Source organism: Pseudomonas sp. BF-R-19, from assembly GCF_019956445.1.
GTDB classification, from domain to species: Bacteria; Pseudomonadota; Gammaproteobacteria; order Pseudomonadales; family Pseudomonadaceae; genus Aquipseudomonas; species Aquipseudomonas fluorescens_BH.
This window is the reverse complement of sequence record NZ_JAHBDN010000081.1, coordinates 211,686-237,456: the sequence shown is the minus strand read 5'-3', so window position 1 is coordinate 237,456 and position 25,771 is coordinate 211,686. Positions and strand designations below refer to the sequence as shown.

At 56.3% G+C, this 25,771-nt stretch carries 17 protein-coding genes and 1 other RNA gene; 5 read left to right on the top strand and 13 right to left on the bottom strand.

Annotated features, from left to right (window positions below; genetic code table 11):
* Window positions 1-4 precede the first annotated feature (4 nt).
* Window positions 5-961, top strand: a complete 957-nt coding sequence (locus KGB28_RS24095; protein WP_223448161.1) for a thymidylate synthase — start codon at window positions 5-7, stop codon at window positions 959-961.
* Between the two features lie 129 nt (window positions 962-1,090).
* Here the strand turns inward: KGB28_RS24095 and KGB28_RS24090 are convergent, their stop codons facing one another.
* Genes KGB28_RS24090 through KGB28_RS24070 form a run of 5 tightly spaced genes read right to left on the bottom strand, consistent with a single transcriptional unit; the run spans window position 1,091 to window position 12,245 of the window.
* The gene (locus tag KGB28_RS24090; RefSeq protein ID WP_223448160.1) at window positions 1,091-1,543 is read right to left on the bottom strand and encodes a very short patch repair endonuclease; all 453 of its coding nucleotides are present in this window, start codon (window positions 1,541-1,543) and stop codon (window positions 1,091-1,093) included.
* Between the two features lie 39 nt (window positions 1,544-1,582).
* The gene (locus KGB28_RS24085; RefSeq protein ID WP_223448159.1) at window positions 1,583-7,078 is read right to left on the bottom strand and encodes a type IV secretory system conjugative DNA transfer family protein; all 5,496 of its coding nucleotides are present in this window, start codon (window positions 7,076-7,078) and stop codon (window positions 1,583-1,585) included.
* The gene (locus tag KGB28_RS24080; protein WP_223448158.1) at window positions 7,078-8,616 is read right to left on the bottom strand and encodes a hypothetical protein; all 1,539 of its coding nucleotides are present in this window, start codon (window positions 8,614-8,616) and stop codon (window positions 7,078-7,080) included. Before KGB28_RS24080 ends, KGB28_RS24085 begins: the two co-directional genes overlap by 1 nt.
* Complete coding sequence (locus tag KGB28_RS24075) at window positions 8,603-10,759, bottom strand: hypothetical protein (RefSeq protein ID WP_223448157.1); 2,157 nt, start codon at window positions 10,757-10,759, stop codon at window positions 8,603-8,605. Before KGB28_RS24075 ends, KGB28_RS24080 begins: the two co-directional genes overlap by 14 nt.
* Before the next feature lie 19 nt (window positions 10,760-10,778).
* Window positions 10,779-12,245, bottom strand: a complete 1,467-nt coding sequence (locus tag KGB28_RS24070; protein WP_223448156.1) for a DNA cytosine methyltransferase — start codon at window positions 12,243-12,245, stop codon at window positions 10,779-10,781.
* 1,494 nt (window positions 12,246-13,739) lie between these two features.
* Between KGB28_RS24070 and KGB28_RS24065 the strand changes: the two genes are divergently transcribed.
* From KGB28_RS24065 to KGB28_RS24050, 4 genes are read left to right on the top strand one after another with little or no spacing between them, the layout of a single operon-like run.
* A complete protein-coding gene (locus KGB28_RS24065; RefSeq protein ID WP_223448155.1) occupies window positions 13,740-15,146 on the top strand; it encodes a YfjI family protein in 1,407 nt (468 codons plus the stop codon).
* Window positions 15,133-15,498, top strand: a complete 366-nt coding sequence (locus KGB28_RS24060; protein ID WP_223448154.1) for a hypothetical protein — start codon at window positions 15,133-15,135, stop codon at window positions 15,496-15,498. Before KGB28_RS24065 ends, KGB28_RS24060 begins: the two co-directional genes overlap by 14 nt.
* Window positions 15,482-16,462 (top strand): integrase domain-containing protein, encoded by a 981-nt coding sequence (locus KGB28_RS24055; protein WP_223448153.1) that lies wholly within the window; start codon window positions 15,482-15,484, stop codon window positions 16,460-16,462. The genes KGB28_RS24060 and KGB28_RS24055 overlap by 17 nt, the downstream gene beginning before the upstream one ends.
* Entirely contained in the window at window positions 16,459-16,728 is a 270-nt protein-coding gene (locus tag KGB28_RS24050; protein WP_223448152.1) for a hypothetical protein, read from the top strand. Before KGB28_RS24055 ends, KGB28_RS24050 begins: the two co-directional genes overlap by 4 nt.
* Before the next feature lie 154 nt (window positions 16,729-16,882).
* Here KGB28_RS24050 and KGB28_RS24045 read toward each other — a convergent pair whose 3' ends face one another.
* The 8 genes from KGB28_RS24045 to KGB28_RS24010 form a co-directional block, all read right to left on the bottom strand.
* A complete protein-coding gene (locus tag KGB28_RS24045) occupies window positions 16,883-18,139 on the bottom strand; it encodes an integrase domain-containing protein (protein WP_223448151.1) in 1,257 nt (418 codons plus the stop codon).
* A gap of 186 nt (window positions 18,140-18,325) precedes the next feature.
* Window positions 18,326-18,719: a transfer-messenger RNA gene (ssrA, locus tag KGB28_RS24040) on the bottom strand.
* Between the two features lie 94 nt (window positions 18,720-18,813).
* Complete coding sequence (locus KGB28_RS24035) at window positions 18,814-19,092, bottom strand: hypothetical protein (RefSeq protein WP_223448150.1); 279 nt, start codon at window positions 19,090-19,092, stop codon at window positions 18,814-18,816.
* Window positions 19,093-19,425: 333 nt separating this feature from the next.
* Complete coding sequence (locus tag KGB28_RS24030) at window positions 19,426-19,701, bottom strand: hypothetical protein (protein WP_223448149.1); 276 nt, start codon at window positions 19,699-19,701, stop codon at window positions 19,426-19,428.
* A gap of 202 nt (window positions 19,702-19,903) precedes the next feature.
* Window positions 19,904-22,714, bottom strand: coding sequence for an FAD-binding and (Fe-S)-binding domain-containing protein (locus KGB28_RS24025; protein ID WP_223448148.1), 2,811 nt, complete (start codon window positions 22,712-22,714; stop codon window positions 19,904-19,906).
* On the bottom strand, window positions 22,711-23,382 hold the full coding sequence (locus tag KGB28_RS24020) for a lactate utilization protein C (protein ID WP_223448147.1): 672 nt from the start codon (window positions 23,380-23,382) through the stop codon (window positions 22,711-22,713). The genes KGB28_RS24025 and KGB28_RS24020 overlap by 4 nt, the downstream gene beginning before the upstream one ends.
* Entirely contained in the window at window positions 23,382-24,836 is a 1,455-nt protein-coding gene (locus tag KGB28_RS24015) for a LutB/LldF family L-lactate oxidation iron-sulfur protein (protein WP_223448146.1), read from the bottom strand. Before KGB28_RS24015 ends, KGB28_RS24020 begins: the two co-directional genes overlap by 1 nt.
* Window positions 24,833-25,657 carry a (Fe-S)-binding protein gene (locus tag KGB28_RS24010; RefSeq protein WP_223448145.1) on the bottom strand — a complete coding sequence of 275 codons (825 nt, stop codon included), beginning with the start codon at window positions 25,655-25,657 and terminating at the stop codon, window positions 24,833-24,835. The genes KGB28_RS24015 and KGB28_RS24010 overlap by 4 nt, the downstream gene beginning before the upstream one ends.
* Window positions 25,658-25,771: the final 114 nt, after the last annotated feature.

Below are 25,771 nucleotides of genomic sequence, written 5' to 3'. Positions count from 1 at the left end.
TGGCATGCTTACGCAAACAATTTTTGAGTCTTTGGATGATGCATATAGGGTGGTTTTAAGCTCTCTGTTAGATGAGGGGCAAACTACGGGCCCTAGATCTATTCCAACGGCAGAGTTGATTGCAGCATCTTTTACTATTCTTGATCCTCGTCGAAGATATATAAGTAATCCTGAGCGTCGATGGAGCTTAGCATATGCTTTGGCCGAATATAGCTGGCACGCTAGAGGTTCGAGCTCACTTGAGGAAATTGCATGGTATGCCCCGGCCTGGCGTCATTTTACTTCGGGGGATACCGTAATTGGCAGCGCTTACGGTTCATCCATATTTAAGGCTTATGGCGATTTCTTAAGTCAATGGGATACTGTTATAAATCTGCTCAGGCATGATCCTTCAAGTCGCCGTGCCGTGCTTTATCTCGGCGACTACGATCCGTCGGTTTCTGATAATAAGCGAGATATCGCTTGCTCGCTTTCACTGCAGCTAATCTTGCGAGCTGGTAAGTTGGAGGCGATATGTTATATGCGTAGCAATGATGCGATGATAGGGCTGCCATATGACGTGTTTTTATTCACAATGATTCAGGAAATGGCAGCCTTAACGCTTGGTTGTGAGCTTGGCGCCTATCATCATTTTGTAGGCTCTCTACATTTGTATGAAACTCATCGTGAATGGGCTTCCCGAATACTATCCTCGGATTTAACTGAAAAGGCGCCCATGCCAATTATGAGCGATCTCGATGGTCTTCAGGCGTTTCAAAATGCAGAATCGTTGAGCCGAAACTCAATTAATTTAAGTAATGAAGATTTTGATGGGGTTTCGTCTTATTGGCGGGATATGATGAATTTGATTGTTGCTTGGAATCGCGAGAAAGTAACAGGTCTGTCTGACGGCTTTGATGTTGGTGCTGATTTAAATCCTGTGCTTTTTAATTTGTATGGTCTGCGGAAGCGTGGCAATTGACGGGCTCTTGGGAGAGGCTGCTAGGGGTGTGAGATTTTAATATTAGTGGCGTTGGGAGTATATATTCTAGCTCTATTTGTTGTTTTGGATATGGCAAGTTTGTGTGTTGGGTGACGGATATTTAGACTGCTATCTAGATTGTGTTGAGGGCGTGTTTTCGTTTGGGTTCTTAATCAATTTGGCTATGTGTTCTGCAGTAGATTTTGTTTTTGTTGATGATGATAGGTTGCACTCCCATACCACGAAGACGCGCCAACCCAGCAATTCTAGTTCCTGTTCTACTTTGATATCTCTCGCGACATTGTTCTGGAACTTATTCAGCCAGAAATCTGTATTGCTTTTCGGAGTGGTAGCGATGCTGCACCCGGGGTGCCGATGCCAGAAGCATCCATGGACAAATACAATTGCCTTGTGTCGAGGGAATACAATGTCCGGTTTGCCTGGCAAACCGGAACCGTGTAGACGATAGCGCATACCAAGTCTATGGAGGGCTTTACGGAGTGTTACTTCTGGACGGGTATCCTTCCCTTTGATACGGGACATTCTTTCCGATCGCTCTGCGGGAGTGAGAAAGTCGGTCATGAATGTCCCCTCGTGTAGGGCTGAAAAATCGAACTTATGTTATGTTTTCTTTACAAGCTCGTAGAACGGAAGGCCTCGTATGACGTCACCTGCTACATCGAATGATTTGTAGAGACAGTGATGGTTGGGTAGCGTCTTCACTCGATCAGACAGTTCAGCTATGTCGGAAGTGAACCCCAGAGCGTTCAGCTCGGTTGGCGTCACATTGGGTACCTTATGTATAAACCAGGTAAGTAACGGTTCTCTATAATCAGTCGCGCCAGACTTGAAATGCCTGAGGTATTGCGACGCGAGGATGACACCGGTGCCGAACTCTCGCCCCTGTAATAAAAGCTTGCGCAGCACATCAAACTCATAGCGCATGATGTTATCGGCCTCGTCCACGAGCAGATATGAATCTATCACCCTTAGTTGAGGATCCGTACCGGTGAAGGGGCGTTTCTGAGTTTTGAGCATATTTTCGTAGAACATATTCAGCATAATGGCAACGAGCATGTTCTTGCTCCTGTCGTCTTGTCCCATCGAATCTAGGGATATCACCACTATGCCGTCGAGAAACTCGTCAAAAGGTACCGTTTTGTTAGGCTCGCGGGTGAAGACCTCCATGTCTACCAGATCGTCGATGATTGCCATCGGGGAGTCTGACTTTCCAGCTAATAGTTCGCGGTATTCTGCGTGGATATCGTAGATTGTTGGTTGGCGTCCCTGCACATTGGTGGTCTCGTAGGCGTTTCGGACCGCTCCCTTGAGCTTGTCTCGCTGGACTGGTCCAATGCCTGAGTACACCTTGTCGAGTACGTCAGCGAAGAAGCGGAACCTGTCCAGCCAGGGGGCTGAGGACTCGCCCATGGATGTGGTATCGAATAGGTTTAATGGCAGTTGGTTAGGTTTTACCACACGAGCACCAGTAGCTTCTATGAAGTCAGGGGTACTGTAGTCGCGCTTGTAGTCAAATATCAGGAATCGCGGCTTTATTCCTCGGTTCTCATGGCTCGCTCTTGTCACTTGCAGGATAAGTGATTTCAGGAACTGAGTTTTACCAGTACCTAAATCACCAACTACTCCTATGTTCAGCTGATTGAGCCTGGTGTCCGAAATGTTCAGGGCCAATGGGCGGGGCATGAACCCATCGACCGTGCTTCCTAGGGAAAGTAAAATCCCGCTATCTATTTTGTCGCCTTGCCCATTTGGTTCGGCAATCGCATAAGAGGGCAGAGGAGGCTTGGAACTCGCCTCTGGATACGGGCTGGACGACTCTATTGGGGAGGGGAGCTTTTTTTCCGGGATTGTGATGGCTTTGCCAGGCACCGCAGTGATTATTTCGACATCTGGCTTGATACTGTGGGTACCGGAAACTTCCCGGCTGGGAATTAGCTCCCAGTCGCGGACTTGGGCACGGACCGAGTCATAGAATGCTTGGGCGTCGCCGGAAACGATGCGTCCTGCATCTTGGTTCGATATTACGATGGTCTCTGACCACCCATCGCCATCCTTGTCGTGCGAGCCGCTATTGGATGAACCGTCCACTACGATCAGGCGGCCTCTGGAGTCAATGCTGATTGCAGGGACCGGGCTGAGGATCGCGGCAGCAATGCGCTCATGGTAGTTAGCCCAGAGACCTGCTTTGCCGGCCAGAACATGATGTTGGCTATAGACGCGTAAGCCAAAGCCAACCATGGAAAGCAGTAGGTGCTGAAAGGCAAGGCGCCAAATTGGGGATTTGCCTGCCCGCTCCTCGATAGAGTTAAAAAGGGTGGAGAGTGCTTTGGCCTGACCGAGAGCGTCGGTCGCGTCGTTTGCCCCGAAGACGCCGCCTTGCCTGTACTTCACCTCGATAGGCGTGAGGTGCAAGCGTATTTTGCTATCGCTGGCGTGGATGCCGACTACAAGTAAATCGGGACGTGACAGTGAGGTATCTTTTCGGTCCTTCCCTAGCGAACGAGCTAAGTCGGCCATATAGCCACGGAATGGGTCGATAGGGATGATGATCGCGAGGGATGCGTCGTCTGCCGAACCGGTAAGTACCGGAAGTAGACTATTCAGGTTGCCCTCGAGGCGAAATTGGTCCTGTAGGAGACGCACTGCTAAGAACAGTCCCAGATCACCAGTGGCTCCCGTATCATCCCCAGAGAGACCACGCACAGTCGGGATGCCCCTTCGTGCGACCTCTAGGAGAATTTGCTCGACTTGTTCCCCTGGGAGCTCTTTGCAGCCGGGCAGTGGTAATAGGACTCTCCGCAAGGCTTCGCGGTCTGCTTCCTTGACTTGTGACAATAGGTAATAGCCGCTCGTATCGCCGGCTCGATGCGAATATGCGGGAAGGTCGTAATCCCATAGGTATGCCCCGTCAATCCAGCCACCGAGGAAACAAGCAGGATCTATCGCGGAGGAGGAAACAGCGACGAATCCAGCCTGCTTTTCTACGAGCATATTGGATACTGCATGGACGTTCGGAGCAAACTGTAATCCGACCTTACGATCTAGTCCGCCCTCCAGCGCAAGGATGCAGGCCGATACCTTGTCAGCGAACTCTTCCCCGGAAGGCGGCATTTGCAACCCCTGCCTGGATTCGCAAAGGAAGGCTCCGTGCAGTTGGCGCCGGACCCGGTGCCTGATCAATCCACCCATGGCTAGTGGGGAGCGCATTCCTACCTCGGTGGATTCCGGCTGCGCCGAGTCTAGCTGTGCAACAATTCCTAGGTCAGGCTTGGTCCCGAGAGGTTGCTTGTTGAACCACCGGACACTATTGCTGGTGTCCTCGGATAAGTTCGCGATCGTGGCTTGGTCAGGTCGGGAGCTATCCGGTCGTATGTCGAACACCTCCAGCACCCTCGGTCCAACCCCCTGTCCCTGATTTCCTTTTTCGCCATCGCCGAAACGCCTAGTGCACCAGCTTGTAAGGCCTTCGTTACAAGCGTCGGTCGTACCGCCGGCGCTGGACACTACCAGGCTAAGGACGGGCTTGGCTGCAAGTAGGTCAGAAACATCTTCGAGCGCTCGCGCGACTTGCGCAGGGCTAAAACCGCTCGCGATCCCACCGATGGTAAGACCAAATGAACCGTCGAAGGGTGGCCGAAGAGACCTATCGGCGAGTTGCCCAAGCTGCGAGCCATTCCAGAGTACGGACCAGTAATCGGAGTTGCATTCCACTGATAGGAAATCGACCATGGAAACTCCCCCTGGTGCCTGAATCGACATCGTCAGGAGATCGGGGATGCAATCTGGATCGAGGATGCTGGCTGCAGGACACGGGCGTGTGTCGTCACCTGACACTTCCCCGTACAGAACCTGTTGTGCCAGGCAGTGCCAGGCGAGCCGCAAGGGATGCAAGGGGGATAGGATGATGGCATCGGGGATCCTCGCAAGCGTGTGGCCGTCGGCTCCTAGGGAGCAAACCGCGATGGCATCAACCCAACAGGCGGTTTCCCTATCGGATGCCAGCCAGTCCATGTATGCCTTAAGGTATATCTCTACCTGCTGTCGGAACGAAGGATCGCACTTAAGCCATTCCCCCAGCCGAGCCGACTCTATAAGGCCTGACTGTTCGTCAGTACTTCTGATGCACCGTGCGATTTCTACCCTGGCTTCGATAAAGCCTTGTGGCGGCTGGAACATCTGGAGCCCGGGACGGGGGTCATGCAAGAACCTGCCTTGCGACAGGATTGGGCCATTTTGCAAATCCCAATCGGGCGGTGCCCAGCGCGTAACAAAGTCGTCAGCAATCACAAGGGGACGAAACGATTTTTCTACGTTTTGCTCGTCGAGGATCCAGGACTGTAAGCTCGAAGACCGGGCATGGCGATCAAGCTGAACTACTGCCTTTGCATCGAATTTTTCCAGATGCTTCCGGTTCAACTTGATAAGTCGCTCGAACTCGCTACGACAGCCTTCCTCCTTCGTTTCCTCGCAGGATACATACACCCGGCAGGTCTCTGGCTTCCTGCCCGACGGCGTGAATGTTATGTCGAGCTGATACTTGCCATCAGCTTCTATTTCTACCTGATAGCTTCCGTCCTTGAGCTCCTCGAGCTTGAGGGGGGCCCGGCTTTCTTCAAACTCCGTTGCATCGTCGGGCATTCCCTCTGCCCTGCTGATGCTCGTTCCCGGTGAGGCGTGTAGTCTCAATTCATAGCGCCCAGAGCCGGGCAGCGACATCGAGGTTTCCCACTCCGTTACCGCAGTTGTCTTGCGCGGCTTCTTTGGGGGCGACAGCTTTGTCGCAAGACGGCTAGATACTAGTATTCCAGGCGTCCAGCTATTGAGCGAAATTACCCTTGTCGTTGCGGTCTTATGTCCAGCTGCGGTGACCTTGTAGGATATTGGCGTCTTATGCGCAGGTGGAAATGAGTCCTCATCTGCGGCTTGATTTTCTACATCGATCAGGGTCGGTACCTTGCCAAAGGATCCTCCCGTCAGCGAAACCGTTACAGCTCGCCGCTCCTCCCCCGCGGAGATGGTCAGTTCGACCTCGTTTACTACCACCGCAGGCATACCTTTGCCAGCCGGGATGATGGAGTTGCTGCACTGGATGGAAAGGTCGCCTGCTGTCTCTTCTTGCTCTTCAAGAATGAGGTCGGACCATTGTTCCGCCGTCAATATTGTCCACCATGAAGGCGGGGACTCGATCTGGAGGGTATCTTCTGGCAGGTAGAAGGCCTCCGTGGCACGCTCAAAGGCGGTAGGTACCTCGCAATTTGCTTGCAAGTGAGCAAGGAGTCCGCGAAGGGCTCGTCCTGTTTCGTCCGCGGTGCCTTGAAGCAGGCGTTCGATGCCTGTTTTGAAACCATCGGCAAGCTCGTCTGCAACTCTCTCCAGAATGCCGAGTTGCGCCTTGGGTGAGATGCCGCCGTCTTGCATTGGTGGGACACCGCAAGCCAATGCGAGTGCAGTTCCCGGCGGTAGTCCTGTCGAATTAGCACCTATCGAGTAGATGCGTGATAGCAGGCGCCAAGCTGCGTTGCGGATGCCTTCGTTAGTGTCTACGTCATCTAAGGACGAAGCAGACTTCTGGACTAGCTGTCTAGCATCGTCAAGCTCCTGAATCCCAGCGTTCTGCAAGCCACTGGTAACTACTCGCTGGACGAAGCCGTCATCCCACCAGGTGTCAAAGGACGCGTGGCCCATGCTGGTGGTAGCGCTCATGCCGAACTCGTCGGTCGTCGACGAAACCGATTTGTTGTTGTGCTGCCCAGGGGGTACGAGCGCCACGAAACTAGGACAGTTAGGATCGTTGCGAATATGCAGCAGATGGCTCTCGTCGCATTTGCCTGAGGCCCCAATTTCTGGGTTTGGGCCTTGGGCGAGACTGGAGGGGTACTGCAGCAGTACGGGCAGCGTGACAAAATTTCCATTCTCCCCATCGGGGACCTGTATCCCTCCATCTCGGGCCAACTCTTCATAGACAGTTTCGAGTATCTCGATGGGCGGCCCATGGAAAATCAGTCGCGACTCAAGATTAGTACCACTGCGTCCTTGGGTTGCATTCAGGACTTTCTCGCGGATAAGGGCCGCAAGTGATTGTGCGAGTCTATTCATTAGCTGTTGTTCCGGACGGCTAGGCTTGCGGGGAAAGGCGGTAGCAGCAGCATGCCGCTTTCGGCATCCGGGCTATCGAGCACGAGGCCGAGCATTCTGAGTTGGTAGCCCAAGTCGTTCTTGGCTATGTCGTGCCTATCCACGGCCATGCCATAGGCCGCCAGATGCTGCCCTAGCCGGTGGATTGATCGGGGCCCGCCCATACCTGCAAGAGCGCAGTGGACAAAGGCAAGAACGGCGACTGGTCCCAGGGACACGACCCACGGGCTGGAGGGGCTGTTACCTTTCTTCTTGAGCACATACCCCTGGTCGTACCCCCTCAGCAAATGCACGGCTGCCTGACGTTGTCCCAGTACATGTCGCGCGAACTCGAACAGGTTTGAGCCAATGCCTTTCTTGCACAGCAATGCCCTGGCCTCGCGTTCGCGTATGTCCAGGATGATATCCCTGGCCCCGAGCGCAATAAGAGAATCCTTGTGTTTGTGGATATGTTGGCAAAGATTGGCGATTCCCTCGCTGGAGGAAAGATCCCCTTCGTACGGGGCGCCCACCTGTTCGAGCGACCAGAGGAGCGCATTGGTACCAAGTCGCGCGGAGAGGTAGCTGGAAAATTTATCCTTGAGCCCTTGAAATGCTTTCCCCCCGTAAGTCATGTACTGGGACATCTCTGGAAACATCGCAAATCTAGCTTCACTTTCTTCTACAGGCCCGTCCCCTTTGGTCAGAGCTGCCCATAGGCACCCCCAGGTCCTGTAATGCACATCGCACAGCCAGGTCACATGCGACACAGTCGCCAGTCGAAGTACTGCTTCGAGAAGGCTGATCCATTGCCGGCGGGTCATGGCATCCTTTGCCTGTATGATCGCTTTTAGGTCTTTGGTGAACTGGCGCGCAGGTAGGAAAGAAATACAATCGAAATCGCCCATGGCAAGTGACGCCACTTCCCCCTCTGGGACCACTGCCATCTCCCAAGGTGCAGAGCTGCTTCCCCAGGCGACAGTTTCCTCATCCAGCCAGCGGGCAAAGATGTCGTCGTTATCTCCTACGCTCAATGCCGAGAAAAGGTCCTTCCAAAGCGAAAGCGCCGACTCATCGTCCTTGGAGCCTAGCCAGATCATCCGTCTAACAAGTCCACCGGCATGCCAGGAGTTGCTGGTCAAACGGGCGGATCCTGAGAAAAGTGCTGTTCCAGGAACGAGCGGGGTGACTTGCAGGAAGCGCTTGGTCGACTGGTTCGGGAGCTTTGGGCTTTCCAGCACCCCATGGAGAACTGTGTTCCATGTCTCCACGTCAACGACCCCTCCGGTTGGTGTTGCGAGGGGCCTGTTGCGAAGCTTCTGGATTCGTTTGTCCAAATCGCGCCCCGATTGTGGGACGCTACTTTCCCTGGTCGATGGGAAACCGATGGTGCGGTAGAGCGAGGCAAGTAGCACCTCGGAGTTAGCGTATTCAGGTGCAGGGCTGATCGCTAGCGCCGATTCCTTGTATCTGGGGTGGGAAGTCCTCCAGGGGGCCTGCTTGAAATCAGCGAGGGTCATACTCTTTCTCCTTGCTCGCCACGAAGCCATTCCATGAATGGGCCACTACTACACCATCTGCGCCGATACGGATCTTGGCGCCATCGAGCGAGTCCTCGTCGCGGACGATTGGACCTGAAAGTCGCGCTTTCGTGGTATCCAGCAACGCCACGACCGTACGGGGCAGTGACGCTGGCGACAAGCCTCGCTCCAGTTCCTTCACTGCCTTGAACAAGTCATAGGTCAAGGCAATGGGCTGTGCCGAACTGCCGGTACCCACCTCGAGAAAACATATTGGCGATCGAGGTCGGTTCTTCAGTGTTGGAGGCAAGATCCTGACTTTTCGTGGTTCCACAACTAGGGTTGCCTGCCGCTGTCGAGGCGGTAGGGGCTGACCGAAGGTTGTCGTCAGCGAAACCTCGAAGTCCTTGCCATTGTTGAGAAGATCCTTCACCTGTCTCGCAATCTCGAAAAGATGTTGCCTTTTCTCGTCATCTTCAACGACCTGCTGGAAGGACTTGAGTATTGCGGCATCCGCTACGACAGCGGAGCGGGTACAGATACTGCGCCTTACTAACCTGCATGCGAAGTCACGCAGCATGCGCTGGATGCGGCTCGCCGCCGTGGGCTTCTTGCGTCGGATTGCTGGCAACGAAAGCATGGTGTCGGCCGCGGAAAGTCGCTTGAGCAACTCAAGTTCAGTCGCCGAAAGCGCTTGGTATTTGCGGATGAATTCAATGCCGCCAGCAAGTGATCGGCTGAACCTGATATCCAGCTCCCCTAAAATGATCTTGCTACGACTGCTTACCGCGACCTCGTTTTCTGGACCTGCCAGGGCAGGGTCCAAAAAGTCCACGAGACTTTCGAGTAAGGGGGCGATCGTTGCAGGGAGGTAGGGAGCCTTGCGTTCCTGAAGGAAATGGTAAAGGCCATTTAGAGTGCGGTTTTCCTCACGCTCGTATTGCTTCTCTAGGCCCAACTCCTTGAGGTCTTGCTTCAACGAGGCTGCGCTATCCCTGTCCCAGCGATGGAAGAGGGCTTGCTGGTAGCTGGACGTGACGATGTGGAAGATGGCGGTGAGCGCCTGTCTGCTCGGCTTCTTGGCGCCCGTTGTTTTTTGGTCGAGTTCAATGAGGTTAGCCGCCCACTCGCAAGGAGTGGATTGCTGCAGTTGCCGGGTTTGGCTGTGGTCAGCCGGGTGGTGTCCGGCCAGCAAGTAGGATACAAGCGAGAAGAGGTCTCGAAAGCTCCACCGCTTGCCGCTGGCGAGCTCGTACCAGCGCAGGATTTGTAGCAGGGCTGCCTGATGTTCTTCGCGTGATAGTAGTGCTTGGCTGGTGCAGAATGGACATCCGTCCCCCGCTGGACAAGTACCCTCGGAGGGCCAGCATTCCGGCGCTGTTGCTTGGCCGAGGAGAATTGCTCCAGGTGACGTGGGCTCGCTGTCTGGCTTTACAAGTAGTGACTCTGCGTCCATCGGCCAAACGGCTATCGATGGGAAACCCTCCAGAGGCCAGCACGACGGCGCGTTGTACACCAGGCTGACCGCCCTGGTTATTGCTTCGAGAAGGATTCGTGCTTGCTCGAGTCCATTTTCTAGGGCATAGATCAACGCATCGTCAAGTACTCCGCGGTTGACGCAGCACAAATAGGCTTGGGAGCTAGATCCTTCAAGTACCCGGCCGAGCTCCTCGATTAGAAGGGCGGGAGCTGATTTTCCTTCGTGCCCGGCTGTAGCGGAGGCATCCTGAACAATGTCCAGATCTAGGTCGCTGTCCCTTCTCGCAAGCTTGCCAGCATCTACCTTTACTAGTCGTGGGACGGCAATTCCAACGGGTGGATGAAAAGCCTTCGATAGCTCTTCGATCAGGCGTTCATCACAACCGAGGCTCTCATCTAGCCATCGGATGGTGGACTCGATCGCTTCGGTTTTCCCGTTGCCCGGTCCTCCAACCAGCAGGACTATTCGAGGGACCTCGGCCTTGGCATCCGCGAGCATGTAGGCCCAGCTACGAAGGCGGGCCAGGAGGTTCGTTTGTAACAATCGCTTGTTTGGTTGGCCGCTATTCTTATCTAGTAGTCGCTTTACTCCGCCGGAGTGATGACCTGCCCAATCGACAAGCGCGGCGGGATAGCGCGCTCCTTCCTGTTTGGAGCTATCCATATTTCCTTGTCCTCTATGTTCAAGCGATAGCAATCATTTTTTCTTTTTGCTTTAGGCCTTCCCGCTGAACAGCTAGACCAACAGCTTCCTGCACTGTCGCCACTATGGCTATGCCTATAGCTCGTGCAAGATAAGGAGGAACCGCATTGCCAACCTGCGTATAGCGAGGGCACTCCTTGGTTCGTTGACTTCCTCCGGTCGTGAACTTGCCTCGGAATTGGAACCAATCAGGAAAGGTCTGGAGCCGTGCCGACTCGCGAACCGTGAGGATTCGGGGTTCACTGTAGTGGAGCACATCGTCGGGCAGCGTTGTTATGGTCGGGGCTGGTGCAGTTGCTTGCATTGGACAAATACGGTGTTTCTTAAGACCGTATTTTTCGCGCAACGCGGCATTCATGTGAACACCCTTGGCACACTCCTGGTCCGCGATGATACGAGCGAATCTGTCTTTTACCTCTGGCCTATGTCTTGCGAGGCGAAGACTGTCCACAGCCTCATCGCATCCGTTGTGCATTAGCGTTTGAAATTTTGTCCGGGGCCCTGCATAAACAATCTCAGAGAATCCAGGGGGCGAAAAGGGATCGGTGCATGGCTTTTTCTCAACCCCAAGGGTCTCCAGATCTGAAATGGCATCCTTAGCCGTGACCACGTCCTGAAGGTCAAACTCCTGTAGCTGACTGAGTCTTGCCTCCTCGAGCAGTTCGAAAGCTCTGCTAACGCCGCCTTCTAGATGGCAGGCTAGATCCTTTCGAATCCCAATGACTATCAAGCGGGATCGTTTCTGAGGAACCCCAAAGCGTGATGAATCAACGATGCGGCCGAGGACGTCATAACCAATCTCATCGAGTTTCTGAGCCAGTTTTTCATAGTAGGATTGAGGCTTAACCAGAATACCGAGTTGCTTCCATGTCTTCGTGGCGTGCGCAACCTTCATGCCTGGTACATTCTCGAGAACAAGGGCCGAAGGGCACAAGATCTCGACCATCTCTACATACTTCTCGAACAACTGGTTACGAGGGTCGGATTCTTGGCGTTTTCCCGAGAAGCTAAAACCTTGGCAAGGGGGCCCGCCCGCGAGAATCTGTACCGAACCCTTGAGTTTGGAAAGCTTCAGGGGATGCTCTTTGAGGAGCTCATCGATAGGCCAAGCTTTCTTTTCTAGCCAGGATGGCCAGGAAAATTGTCCAACCGGTACTTTCCTTGCTTCAAGCAAATTCGCAGAAAGAGTTGAAAAAGCCATTGCGTCGCGTTCGACAGCAAAGATGCCTTTCAAACCCGCGAGTGATAGTCCAAGAGATAGACCGCCACATCCTGCAAAGAGGTCTGCGAAGGCCAGGGGAGTACTCAAATTTGGTAAAGGGGGAAAATCGAGTTTCTTCGTCATGAACTCCGGCCCGGATTCTTTTGCTTTCAAGGGAAGGAGGGTTTCGCATGGCTCCCGGTCAACGGTTGCGGAGGCTGTAGCGCTGGGGATTCCCATCTCCATCAAGACCTCTCTCCATGCCCTTAAGGCTGAGTTTTACATTAAAAAACCATCCCGAGGTCCCTGCCACAAGGCATAAGATCCAGAGCTAACGTACTAACCGGGGAGCGAGATTGGCGGATTGCACACATATGGCGTTGGATTTGAGGAATGATAGACCTGCCTCCGAAGAGCCGTATCCTACCAGTTTCCTCTTTGCAGAGCATATCTGACACAAGGCGGAATGCCTGATTTTTGTCGGCTCAATTGCAGCGGCACGATGCCATCATTTGGTGGGTTTCGAAGATCCATGATTGAGGGCGTCGTAAGCGCTCGATGATTAGTCGTGCGGTTCGGTAATGATACCGGGTCTTCTACTGCGGTTGCAGCAGACGCTGATGATGCGGCGTGAAGCCGTTACCTCCCAATCAACTAGCTTTGATGCTTGAGTCTGTAATTGGCGTTTGAGACTTTGCTTTTCCCGCCAAACCCTCCGATCCAGCGATCTTTGATCGCGCCGATCGGAGGGTTCACTCGCTTTTTCTCGTCGCCACTTCGATCTACCCTCCCATTTCAATTTGATTAGCGCCGGGCCGTCGTTTCCCCGCCAGTAATTACTTACGATCTTTATCGAGTGCAACGCAGTTTCAGTGTTAGAGCCGAGCTTGTCGTAATACTACGGTTAGACATGTGGCGACACCGGCGACACCGGCGACAACCCGCGTAAAACATGGCCTGCGGCATGACGACACTAGTGGCGACAGTCGCCACTTCTTGCACGCTTTGGCCGTGATGCTTGACCGACTTTCCGAGTGGGTATAAAAATTGGCGCACGGATCGCTGTCGTTGACAGCACCAGCCCAGGTAGTCAGAACCTTCAAGGCTACGCCACTTGCGTGGTGGTTCTTCCCCAAGTGCGATTAGCGTCCGGCGGCTCGCACGGTCACTCCCAGAGAGTGATGGATGCCTATTCGACTTAGCTGCCCACTGCGGCAGACGATAGACCTACCTCGCTGCGCTGCAGCCACCTCACCTTTAGGCACACATCTATGCGCCAGACCGCGCCCGTCTCTTTCTCCCGGAAAGAGACGGGCGCTTGTACCACTGCTGCAAGCCACGTCTTACAAGGCATTGCCGCAACTCTCCTCGTGACAATCGGGCTGACAAATCCGATTCGTCGCTTTCCGCAATGACACAGGCACCATTGCCGCAGCCTATGGAAAAGCTGCACCTGACTGACTGTCAGGCATGCCTCAGGTGTCCATGTCGTTGCCTTCTCCCACCCATGATCTTCAGGTGCCGAACTCGTCAGTTGGCACAGCCTCTACCCGCCCGCATTTTCGGATGCGCCAAGGAGGCCAGATTCATGGGTTCATGCCCTCGCTCCCGGTCGTAAGGAGCCGTACGTTCCGCGTCAGTGAACACCTCACAGGTCGCAGGGGCCTTGATCCCTGATAACACTCAACAAGCGTGGCGGGAGTATGTGAGGACAGCCAGCAACTACCGAGGAGAGGGCCCATGCAGCAGTTAGATCCGAAGCTTGAACTACCACGACCACCTCGACCGCTGATTGAGTCGAATCCCGTGGCCCAGCCTTATCCGGTACAGGCACTGGGTGGGATTCTTGGGCCTGCGGTTGAGCGCATGGCCGAGGTCATCGGCGTGCCCCAGGCACTGGCCGCGCAATCGGTGTTGGCCACCTCGGCGCTGGCCACCCAAGGTCATGCGGGCTTACAGCTCGACGGGAGAAATTATCCCCTGTCGCTGTACCTGATCACAGTGGCCGCGTCAGGGGATCGCAAGACGGCGGCAGATCGATTTGCGTTGCTGCCAGCACGGCACTGGGAGCGTGAACAGTGGCAACACTACCGCGAACAGCTTGCCCGGTACCGTGTCGCCCAGCGACAGGCACAGCGTATCAACCCTGCCGAACCCGACTCCACAATAAACGTACCGCTTGAAGCGGAGCCTTCGGCACCCCGGCTGATCACCACGGATCCTACTATCGAGGCCCTGATCAAGGGGCTCTGTCACGACTTACCGAGCATGGGCCTCTTCTGTGACGAAGGCGGGCAATTCCTCGGTAGCAGCACCATGAGTCGGGATAACCGTTTGAAAGCGGTCACGACCCTATCGTCACTCTGGGACGGTAGCCCGATTGATCGCGCGCGCTCCATGGCAGGCGAAAGCCTGCGAGCGTATGACCGACGCGTGAGCCTGCACCTGATGCTGCAACCTTACTTGGCTATGCAGCTACTCAGTGACCCGTTGCTGCAGGGGCAAGGCATCCTCGGTCGCTGCCTCATGACCTGGCCTACCAGCCTGGCCGGACAACGCAGTTATCAGGCTGTCGACTTGTCCAAAGACGCCGCCCTAAAGCGCTATCACCACCGTCTTTCGGCCCTGTTTCATCAGCCATGGTCACTTTCCGCTGATGGTGCTCTGCAGCTGTCACTGCTGACCCTCAGTCCGTTGGCCCGCCGTCGCTGGATTGATCTGCATGATGCCATCGAAGCCCAGTTGGGTGAGTTTGGGGAATTGTCCAACGTGCGGCCTAGCGGATCGAAGGCCGCCGATAACCTGCTGCGCGTCGCTGGCATTCTGGCAGTTGTGGAGGAGAGCACTGTTGTGGAGGTCGACCATATCCAGCGGGCCTCGGCCTTGGTGGGGTACTACCTCACCGAGATTCAGCGCTTGACCGAACAGGAACCGGTATGCCGGGTAAAGGAGGAGGCGGACCGACTGCTGCGCTGGCTGCAGGTCAAGGATTGGAAGCGCTTCAGTATCCGAGACCTGAACCGCAATGGCCCCCGCTTTGCTCGTAAGAGCAGTCGTCATGCCACCAAGCTATTGGTCGAGTTGATTGATCATCAGTGGCTGATCACCGACGGCCACACCTTCGAGGTGCGCCATGTTCAATCTTGATGAAGCGCTGCGCAACCACTTGGCCCAGCGCCAACAAAGGGAGCCGAAAGCGCGGTTTGTCGCCGCTAGTGTCGCCACTTTGTCGCCACGCTCAAAGCCGGACAAGGCAAGTGTTGTCGCCGGTGTCGCCGGTGTCGCCGATGTCGCGACCATCCGTAAAACTATCACCTCGACGACAGCCATCATTCAATGGTTGAGAGAGGAGGGTGCGCATCTTTACGTCACCGACAAAACGCTGTGTTTTCGCCCGACTGATTGGGCCCAGTTCGCTATCGTGAGTGCACACTGGCGAGCCCTTTTGCATGAGCTCGCAGCAGTCGATCAGGAGCAGAAAAATGGCTCGCGTCGGTAAGCGAGCGGGGCGCAATTTCGGCTTCGGTCGCCAGCTCAGCTATGCCGGACCGCAAGCCTTGAAAGACCTATTTGGCGACGGCCATTTTGCTACCGTCAAAACCCATATCGATCGCTGGCAGGCATTCGTGCAATGGTGTCGATCCGATGAAGGACCGGGACTCAATGACGCGCGCCAGATCGACCGCGAGATCCTCATGCGGTACGCCGTCCACGTGCGAGAGCAGGTTCAACAGGGCAACGTCGGCATCGCCACCGCGCAGAACCGCCTGTCCAGTGTGAACCGCACCATGGCCGCGCTGCGCGGTGATCAGTACGTCAAAATCCCCAGTCCGAGCAAGGCGCTGGGCTTGCAGCGCTCAAGCGTGCGTAGTGAGGCTCCACAAGGCCAAGACCGTGTGCAGGTTAGGCTGATTGCGCAAGCGTTGTCAGATCGTCAGCAGGAGAGGGTGAGTGCCATTGTGCTCCTCACCCGGGAGACCGGCATGCGCCTGCGTGAAGCGATCTTGGCGGACCTGCCACGGCTGCAACGAGAGGCTCAACGACTGGGCAAAATAAATATCCAGGATGGCACCAAGGGCGGTCGGTCAGGGGCATCGGCACCGCGTTGGATCACGGTTACGGATCAAGTCCGTGATGCCCTAGATAGCGCCAGCGAGGCCTCTCCCAGGGGTAGTCGGAATTTGTTGGCGCCCAACGAAAACTACAAAGACTTCATGCAGACAGTTGTACGACCGACACGGGACCTGCTGCACGAGCATGGATTGAAAGGCTTTCATGAGCTGCGAGCGGCTTACGCCTGTGAGCGCTATGAGCAACTGACCGGCTTCGATGCGCCCGTCAATGGCGGGCGTGTTAATCGAGAAGATCGAGAGCTTGATCAGCGTGCACGACAGCAGATCAGCCAAGAGTTGGGACATAACCGCATCGATGTGCTGAGTGCCTACATCGGAGGCCGTCGATGAAATCCGACTCCGACATGGCGTTGTTTCTGAGTCCGGTGCTCAAGGGTGCGCATGCCACGCGGCAGCGGCACATCAGGCAAGCTGAAAGGATGCACGAGGTGATTCGTGAGCGCTGGGGTTGCGCAACTCCCTGGTCTTGGAGGGAAAAGCACGTGAGATGGTTTTTGGAATACTCTCTACGTTGCTCAGCACCAGCGACCGTTTACTACTATGGGTTAACAGCAAGGTTAATCCGCCGCAGAAAGGCGCAACTCTTGGCTGGCTGATAGATCTTTTAAGCGTGAGCCCCTGAACATGGGAATGCGGAGCCTTCCCATGTTCAGGGGCTTAGCCGGAAAGGCTAAAAACGAAAGGAGTTGGCGATTGTTTCTGTCATCTCCGTCGGCAGGGCAGTGGGCGCACGCGGTCTATCGCAAGTGTCTACCGGATCGGTACTACGTTCCGGTCCCTAGACACATTGATAGCGCTAGCCGAGAGATTACCTGTCGCCGCTTTTTGGATGTACTCACTCCACCACACCATCATCGGCCGACGGCGCTCGATGTAATCCGCTCGGTTGTAGGCGCTACGAACCTCATCCTTATCCACATGCGCCAGTGCCACTTCGATAAGCTCCGGGTCCCAGCCATGCTCGTTTAGTATGGTGCTGGCCATCGATCGCAGGCCGTGGCTGACCAAGCGATCCTGGAAACCCATGCGTTTCAATGCCATGTTGGCCGTCTGACTGTTGGCATGGGTGCGGGGATCCCGATCTGCCGGGAACACGTATTCCCGATGGCCGCTGTGAGGCTTAAGTGTCGTAAGTAGTGCAAGTGCCTGCTCGGTGAGCGGAATAGCGTGCGGGCGTCGTTTCTTCATGCGTTCGGCGGGAATGGTCCACAGGGCTTTGCCAAAATCGATGTCGGCCCAACGAGTTGTGGCCGCTTCGGCCGGGCGGGTCATGGTGTGCAACTGCCATTCGATCAAGCAGCGGGTCGTGCGTTTGATGCTGGCGTTCGCGATTTCCATCATGAGCTCGGGAAGCTCTTCGGGCGGTAGCGCGGCCATGTTTTCTTTCTTGGGCTTTTTGAAAACCGCTCGAATACCGCTCAGCGGGTTGGCGAAGATCAGCCCGGAATTGACGCCGTAGGTCATGATCTCGTTGAGCCTCTGGCTTAAACGCTTCACTGTTTCCAGGCTGCCTTTGGCTTCGAGGGGGCGAAGGAGTTTGATAACTACTGGCGCCGTGACGTCCGCAAGAGGTGTGGCCTTCATGCTCGGGAAAACATGAAGCGTCAGTGAGCGCCAAATATCCTCGGCGTAGGCCTTGGTCACGGAGTCTTTCTTTAGCTCAAACCAGGCCGTGGCCACCTTCTCAAAAGTGTGTTCGGTCTCAGCCAATCTGGCTTGCCTTTGCTCATCGCGCTGGGCTTTGGGATCAATGCCCTGAGCAAGTAGCTCTCGCGCCTCGACTGCTTTCTTCCGAGCATTCGCTAATGAGAGGTCGGGGTATGGACCGAGCGCCATATTAAGACGGCTTCTGGTCAACGGTTCGCGATAATTGAAATTCCACATCATCGAGCCGCTGGCGCGTACTCGAAGCTGCAGGCCGTCGCCGTCGCTGAGGACGAAGTCTTTACCAGTTGCCTTGACTGCCTTGAGCTGGCGATCGGAGAGGCGGGTTGCGTTAGTAGGCATGGGGGCTACCTCCAGCACCGTTTTGGTATCCTGAAAGTAGCACTTGGTAGCCCGGGATACCACCTGGGATACCAAAGCGCCTGGAACTCAGAAATCCTCAAAAGTCCCCGAAAGCCCTGGAGGCCGCGTATTTACTGGATTTCAGGCACAAAAAAAGACGTCCGTGGACGTCTTTAGATGATGAAGTGGTGGAGCCGGGGGGATTTGAACCCCCGTCCGCCAGTACTCCGCTGTCGGTACTACATGCGTAGCCGTGTCTATTAAGTTAACCCTCAGCGACCCGACGGGCAGGGTGCTTTGGGCGAGTTGTGTAAGTTTTAGCCGCTTCGTCCACAACGTACTGCACGGCGATTCTGTTCTATATGACAATCACTTTGGGTTTACAGACATCCCCTGATGATTGCTGGACCCGAAGGTACCAGGAGGGAAGGGCTAAGGCTGCTTACGCAGCGAGAGCGTATTCCCCGTAGGTTTCGTCATTGGCAACTATAGGAAGTTGCAACAGTGGATTTACGAGTTCTGTTACCAACTCGGCATGCACCTAAAGTTTCGCAACCGGCGTCGAATCCTAAACGGCCCCGAGCCTGATGCTCTTTGAATCAAGTGAGCAGCAGGCCTGTACAGTGTACGTCATCACGCTCCGGAAGGCCAACCCGAAGGTTGACCACCACAGATCATGGGTTTGGTTCGTTGCTCAGTTTGTCAGCGAGTGCCAATGCCTGGGTGGCCTCGGTGGCGCATTTTTTGTCGTCTCCGGAGGCTTGTGAGGCTTCGGCGCTGGACATCAGTCTTTTGATCTCCATCGTGGTGTTTGCGGAGGTCGCCGGCAGCGCATTCACTTTGCCTTTGAGCTCTTGCAACTTGCTCGTACAAAGGTTGTTGTCCGCAGCAAATACAGGAGAGGCCAGCATGGCAGCAGCAATGAACAGGCCTGCGAGTGTGGTGCGTTTCATGGGGATCTCCTTGAGCTGAGGGTCTCGGTGCTGCCGTATGAGCGGACGGCCAAGCCGAGCCCGAAAAATCAGCCACGATCTGATGGGGTGTACCTCAAAGACTACGATTCAACGCAAGAATTCGGTTTTTTCAGAAAATGTGTCGAGCTTTCCAGGGATGCGGGTGGTTACACATTTCCAGAGCCCAGATGCAACAAAACCCGCAACTGGCGGGTTTTGTTTTGCTTCGTAGCGGGCGCAGCCGGGCTTTGAGCTCCCGGCTGCCAGTACTCCGTTGTTGATGTACGCCAGCGCGGCCCAGAAGGCCAACCCGAAGGTTGGCCTTGGGCTGAGTTACTTCGCGCCTTTTTTCGAGTCGGTGACGGCCTTGATGATGTCGTTGGTCTCGGCGATGCAATCATCAGTGCCTTCCTTGGTGCCTTTTGCCTGGTCGGCTTTGGCTTGCTCGACGGAGGCTTTTACCTGGTCAGTCATTTCCGGAGGAATCTGTGCCTTGCCGTTTTCGATGGTTTGCAGGTTGACCGCGCATAGGTCTTTTTCGGCCGCAAACGAAGTGGAAGCCATGATGGAAGCAGCAACGAACAAACCTAAAAGCACAGAACGATTCATGTGTTTCTCCTTGGGACTGAAGGGCCAGCATTGCTGGCCATCAAATCGGTCTACCGAGTTTTTGGAAGGTCCCGCATTTGCGGGACTTGATCAGTGGACTGCGGCGGCACATCAGGGTTCTTTTTTTCTGCTGTAGAACTGTTGATTCCGGCAAGAAGCATTAAGGAAGGCGCATTGATGCGCCTGCCTTGAGGTCCAGATTTCAGGGCTCCCTAGCCTGGGTAACGCGGTCCACCAGATAGACTAGTCCGTGGTAGTCAATGCCGCCATGTTGCGTCAGGCCGATCTCACAGGTGCGGCTGGTCGATATCCCCTCGCTGCATTGTTGTACCGCGTCCTTGAGCGTGCGCAGCGAATGGGCGTTCAGTTCCGGGGTGGTGAAACCCTTGTCGCCAGCGAAGCCACAGCAGTGAATGCCTTCGGGAATCACCACGGTTTTGCTGCATTTGCGCGCCAGGTCGATCAGCGCCTGGCTTTCCCCGAGGTGTTGCGTACTGCACGTCACGTGCACGGCAATCGGTGCGTCCTGTGGCGTGAACGCGAGGCGATCCATCAAGTGCGTACGGATGAAACGCACCGGGTCGTACAGGTCCAGACGGGTTTCGCCGAGGTCTTGAACCAGGCGCAAGGTGCAGGGGCTGGTGTCGCAGTAGATCGGGTCGAGACCGCCGCGGCTGGCGTGCAGCAGGGCGCCGATCAGTTCCTGTCGTTTGTGCTCGGCTTGTTCGACATAGCCTTTGGAGGCGAACGGCTGACCGCAGCACAGGTTGTCCAGGTTGTCCGGGAATACCACTTGATAACCGGCCTTTTCCAGCAGACCACGGGTCTTGTCGTGCAGCGACATTTGCTCCGTGTCGCCTGCTGCCGGCCCCATGGCGCGGGATACACAGGCCGCCAGATAGACCACGCGCGGGCGGGCGTCGGTCACCGCCGGACTGAAGCGAATGGCTTTTTCCGGTTGCGGCATCGCGTTGGTCCATTGCGGGACCTGGCCCTTGGACAGGCGCGTCAACGTCGCCGACAACTTCGCCAATCTCGGCGCCCCCAGCAACATCCGCGCGCCATTGGCCACGTGCAGGGTGAAACGCGCACCTTGCAGTGCCGTGGCGAAATTTCCTTCAAGCCAGTTGGCGGTTTTCGTATGCGTCGCCTTCCTGCTACGCAGCTTTTTCACCAGTTCGCCGGTGTTGATGCCTACAGGGCAACGTTGTGCACAGAGGCCGGTCGCGGCGCAGGTATCGATGCCTTGATAATCGTAAGCGGCTTCGAGGTCGGACGTATCGATGCCTGCGCGTTTCTTCGCCTGAATGTCGCGCCAGATCACGATGCGCTGACGCGGGCTCAGGGTCAGGCCTTTCGACGGGCAGACCGGTTCGCAGAAGCCGCATTCGATGCACTTGTCCACAATCTCGTCAGCAGCGGGCAAGGGCTTGAGGTGCTTGAGGTGGATCTGTGGATCTTCGCTGAGCACCACGTCCGGGTTGAGAATGCCGTTGGGGTCGAGCAGTCGTTTGAGCTGCCACATCAACTGGTAGGCATCGCTGCCCCATTCCAGTTCAACGAACGGCGCCATGTTGCGCCCGGTGCCGTGTTCGGCTTTCAGCGAACCGCCGAACTCAACCGCCACCAGCTGCGCCACGTCGTCCATGAACGCCTGATAGCGTGCGACTTCTTCCGGGTTGTTGAAGCCTTGGGTGAAGACAAAGTGCAGATTGCCTTCCAGGGCGTGTCCGAAAAGGATCGCTTCGTCGTAGTGATGTTTGTCGAACAGTTCGATCAGGCGGTTGACGCCGATGGCCAGTTGTTCGACCGGGAAGGTGACGTCTTCGATGATCACCGTGGTGCCGGTCTTGCGCACCGCGCCGACGGCCGGGAAAGTGTCCTTGCGGATGGCCCAGAGACGGGCGTTTTCCTGCGGGTCTTCAGTGAAGTCGACCTGCTTTTCCACAGGGAACGTCTTCAGCGACACCATGATCTGCGCCAGTTGTTCGTGCAGCAAGGTGGACGATGCGGCGCGGGATTCGATCAGCAAGGCGCAGGCATTGTTCGACAGATGCTGTACGAAAGGCGGCATGCCGGGTTTGTCCTGCACTGAACGCAGGCTGCGGCGGTCCAGCAGTTCCACGGCCGACACCGGTTGGCTTTTCAACACGGTGACCGCATTGCAGCAGGTCTCGACATCCGGGAACACAATCAGGGCCGAGGCTTTATTCGGATGGTCGATCACCGTGTCGTAGGTCACCGCGCTGATGAACCCGAGCGTGCCCTCGGAGCCCACCAGCAAGTGGCTCAAGATATCCACAGGCTCGTCGAAATCCACCAAGGCATTGAGCGACAGGCCGGTGGTATTTTTCAGACGGTATTTGTGGCGAATTTTCGCAGCCAGTTCGGCGTTTGCCCGGGTCTCGCGGCCCAGGGTCGCCAAGCGCTCCAGCAGCGCCGCGTGGCTTTGGCGAAACGCTGCGACACTGGCGGCATCCTCGGTGTCGAGACGACTGCCGTCGGCCAGCACCAGGCGAATGCCGGCCAGGGTGTGATAAGTGTTTTGCGCTGTGCCGCAGCACATGCCGCTGGCATTGTTGGCGACGATGCCGCCAATCTTGCAGGCGTTGATCGAGGCCGGGTCCGGGCCGATTTTGCGTCCGAAAGGTGCCAGCCAGGCATTGGCCTGGGCGCCGATCACCCCCGGTTGCAGGCGGATTTGCGTGCCTTGGTCGCGGATCTCGCGGCCGTTCCAGTTATCCCCCAGCACGATCAGCACCGAGTTGCTGATGGCTTGCCCGGACAGACTGGTACCGGCGGCGCGGAAAGTCACCGGCACCTGATCCCGTTGCGCCAGTTGCAGCAGTGCCACCACTTCGTCTTCGGACTCGACGCGGATCACCAGTTGCGGAATCAAGCGATAGAAGCTGGCGTCGGTGCCGAAGGCCAGGGTCGACAACGGGTCGTCGAAACGTCGCTCTTGGGGAATCAGTTGCTGTGCATCACGCAGGAAAGCGGCCGGTAGACTCATTGGTCCTCCAGGATCAGTACCACCAGGTCTTTTGGACCGTGGGCGCCGTATGCCAGCACTTGCTCGATGTCGGCAGTCTTCGACGGGCCGGATACCAGTAACGCGTTGGTCGGCATACCCTGGGCCCATTCGAATTCTTGCTGCACCTGATAGAAGTTGTCGCGGATTTCGCTGGCCTTGAGCAGGGCGAAATGCACGGGTGGCACAAGACTCATCAAGCGCGGTTCTTCCCGGGTTGGCCAGAGAATCAGACTGCCCGTGGCAGCGATGGCACCGAGGGTGCCGGTCAGGCTCGCCGGGGTGTCGTTGAACAACTCGGCTTTCCATTCTTCAACCGGGCGGTCGTAGGCCTTGAGCATTGGCAGGTCGGGATTATTCGCCCAGTGCTGCGTGATCCGTTGACCGTGGGGTGTCATCGGCGCGATCAGCAGACTCGGCAACTGGCGGTCCCGCAGCAATTGCGCGAGTAGCGTCGGCCACTCTTCGCCGGACGTCAGATGAATTTCCGTGTGCACCGATTCCATCAATTTGCGCAGTTGCGCAATGCGCTGCTCCGGCGCGTAGGTGTAAGGCTGGGTCACCAGATCGACATCGAAGTTGTCGGCCACCGGCGTGGTGCCTGTAAGGCTTTTACGCAGTTTGGCGAGGATATTTTGCTTGGCGCTCATCAACGGTCTCCCTGTTTGGCCAAATGTTCGCGGGCCATGTCATGCAGCGAGCGGGCAGCGGGTTTCGGTGCGCTGTGGTTTTGCGTCCACGGGCCGACATTGCTCGGCGTGAGGGCGCGCAAACGGGTGGCGAAGAAACCGAACAGGCGATACAGCGTTGGCGAGCTGTTGAGCTTCGCCCAGGCATTCCAGATGAACCGCTCCTTGCGCGAATACTTGCTGCCTTGACCGCGCATTACTTGATGGGGGCTGTCCGGGGCCTTGACGTTTTCTTCCCGCAGGCGCCGCAAAAGAGCAGGGATCGGAATTTTCACCGGGCAAACTTCACCGCAGGCACCGCACAGCGACGAGGCGCTCGGATGATCCGGCACTTTCGCCAAGCCGACCATGTGCGGGGTGATGATTTTTCCGATAGGCCCGGGGTAAACCTCCCCATAGGCGTGACCACCGATTCGGGTGTAGACCGGGCAATGATTCATACAGGCACCACAGCGAATGCAGTTCAGGGTCTGGCGCAATTCGCTGTCGGCAAAGGCCTGGCTGCGGCCGTTATCGAGCAGTACGAGGTGCACTTCCTGCGGGCCGTCGAGTTCATGTTCCTTGCGCGGGCCGGAGATCATGTTGACGTAGGTGGTGATTGGAATTCCGAGGGCTGAGCGGGTCAGCAGCGACAGCAGCGGAACCACATCACGCAGGTTTTCCACGACTTTTTCGATACCGGTGACAGCAATGTGCACCGGCGGCACCGTGGTGGTCATGCGCCCGTTGCCTTCGTTTTCCACCAGCAGCAGGGTGCCGGTTTCGGCCACGGCGAAGTTGACGCCGGAGACGCCGATGTCCGCTTCGAAGAATTTCTGCCGCAGGACTCTGCGGCCGATCTGAATGAGTTGGTCAACGTCCTTGGTGTATTCCACGCCAAGTTTGTCGTGGAACAAGGACGCGACCTGACCGGCGTTCTTGTGGATCGCCGGCATGATTATGTGTGAAGGCTTCTCGTGGTCGAGCTGGACGATGTACTCGCCCATGTCCGATTCCAGACATTCAATGCCCTGTTCAGCGAGGACATGGTTCATTTCCATTTCTTCGCTGACCATCGATTTACCCTTGATCACTTGCCGCCCCTCGTGAGCGCGGATGATCGAGAGGACGATGCCATTGGCCTCGTCCACCGTTTCCGCCCAGTGCACTGTCACACCGTTGCGGTTCAGGTTCTGTTCCAGTTGTTCGAGCAGGTCGGGCAACTTGGAGAGCGCGCGGGCACGGATTGCATTGCCCAGTGCGCGCAAATGTTCTCTTTCATGGGCATCGCTGAACGCCGCTGCCCGTTTGCTCATCAGTGAATCCATCGCCTTGCGAAAGTTGCCTCGCAATTGCGCGTCACCCAGCGCGTTGTGGGCGCGGGTGCGGAAATCTTCTTCTACGGCAACCGTAGGAATAATCGTCGAGGTGCTCATTTCGCACCTCCAGTTCGCTGCCAGAGGAAACTGGCCAGATGCTGACCGCGTAACGCTTCCTGCTGTTTTTCCAGCGAGCCGTTGATGTTCATCAAGCAACCGCAGTCGGCACTCAACACCTTGTGCGCGCCGGATTCCTTCAGCGCCCGGGTCTTGTCAGCCACCATCGCACCGGAAATGTCTGGCATACGGACGCTGAATGTCCCACCAAAGCCACAGCATTCACTTTCGTGATCGTGATTGACCCGCTCCACATTGCTCAACTGCGCCAACAACTCGCGACCGTGCAGGTGGGTGTTCATCTCGCGGCGTGCCGAGCACGAGGTGTGCAGCGCCACTTTTACCGGTTCGCCGCTGTCCTTGAGCTGCACCTTGCAGACAAACAACAGGAACTCGGCCAGTTCGTAGGTTCTGGTAGCCAGCGCCTGAACCTGTTTCAACGTATCCGGCTCGTCCTTGAACAAGTCGGCGTAATGTTCGCGCAGCATGCCCGCGCAAGAACCTGACGGCACCACCACCGGATAGTCGCCGGCAAACAGCGCCAGTTGCGAGCGCGCCACGGTCCGTGCCTGTTCGGTGTAACCCGAGGTGTAGGCCGGTTGGCCGCAGCAGCTTTGCCCTTGCGGGTATTCGACACGAATGCCTTCGCGCTCCAGCAGGTGGATCGCATCCATCCCGGCTTCCGGGTAGAACAAGTCGACCACGCAGGTCCCGAACAGGTAGACCCGTGACGGTTTCTCGCTGGGGTACTGCCGAGGCTCGGGCAGTGGCGGGGCGACACGGGTCGCATTCGGCACGGCGTTGTAAAAAAGCTCGCTCATCAGGCGGTCTCCGGGTGGTCCCGGTTATTCGTCTGTCGAGGCTGCTGAATATAGAGCCGGAAGCTTTCAGCAGCCTTACAGACCGGGGTGTGAATAGCGGACGCCGGGGGCGTG

Bases quoted from the DNA above. Each gene is read 5' to 3' on its own strand.
- KGB28_RS24070 (WP_223448156.1), bottom strand. From the start codon at position 12,245: ATGGAGATGGGAATCCCCAGCGCTACAGCCTCCGCAACCGTTGACCGG.
- KGB28_RS24020 (WP_223448147.1), bottom strand. From the start codon at position 23,382: ATGAGCGCCAAGCAAAATATCCTCGCCAAACTGCGTAAAAGCCTTACA.
- KGB28_RS24080 (WP_223448158.1), bottom strand. From the start codon at position 8,616: ATGACCCTCGCTGATTTCAAGCAGGCCCCCTGGAGGACTTCCCACCCC.
- KGB28_RS24050 (WP_223448152.1), top strand. From the start codon at position 16,459: ATGAAATCCGACTCCGACATGGCGTTGTTTCTGAGTCCGGTGCTCAAG.
- KGB28_RS24010 (WP_223448145.1), bottom strand. From the start codon at position 25,657: ATGAGCGAGCTTTTTTACAACGCCGTGCCGAATGCGACCCGTGTCGCC.
- KGB28_RS24015 (WP_223448146.1), bottom strand. From the start codon at position 24,836: ATGAGCACCTCGACGATTATTCCTACGGTTGCCGTAGAAGAAGATTTC.
- KGB28_RS24025 (WP_223448148.1), bottom strand. From the start codon at position 22,714: ATGAGTCTACCGGCCGCTTTCCTGCGTGATGCACAGCAACTGATTCCC.
- KGB28_RS24060 (WP_223448154.1), top strand. From the start codon at position 15,133: ATGTTCAATCTTGATGAAGCGCTGCGCAACCACTTGGCCCAGCGCCAA.
- KGB28_RS24045 (WP_223448151.1), bottom strand. From the start codon at position 18,139: ATGCCTACTAACGCAACCCGCCTCTCCGATCGCCAGCTCAAGGCAGTC.
- KGB28_RS24085 (WP_223448159.1), bottom strand. From the start codon at position 7,078: ATGAATAGACTCGCACAATCACTTGCGGCCCTTATCCGCGAGAAAGTC.
- KGB28_RS24095 (WP_223448161.1), top strand. From the start codon at position 5: ATGCTTACGCAAACAATTTTTGAGTCTTTGGATGATGCATATAGGGTG.
- KGB28_RS24035 (WP_223448150.1), bottom strand. From the start codon at position 19,092: ATGAAACGCACCACACTCGCAGGCCTGTTCATTGCTGCTGCCATGCTG.
- KGB28_RS24090 (WP_223448160.1), bottom strand. From the start codon at position 1,543: ATGACCGACTTTCTCACTCCCGCAGAGCGATCGGAAAGAATGTCCCGT.
- KGB28_RS24065 (WP_223448155.1), top strand. From the start codon at position 13,740: ATGCAGCAGTTAGATCCGAAGCTTGAACTACCACGACCACCTCGACCG.
- KGB28_RS24075 (WP_223448157.1), bottom strand. From the start codon at position 10,759: ATGGATAGCTCCAAACAGGAAGGAGCGCGCTATCCCGCCGCGCTTGTC.
- KGB28_RS24030 (WP_223448149.1), bottom strand. From the start codon at position 19,701: ATGAATCGTTCTGTGCTTTTAGGTTTGTTCGTTGCTGCTTCCATCATG.
- KGB28_RS24055 (WP_223448153.1), top strand. From the start codon at position 15,482: ATGGCTCGCGTCGGTAAGCGAGCGGGGCGCAATTTCGGCTTCGGTCGC.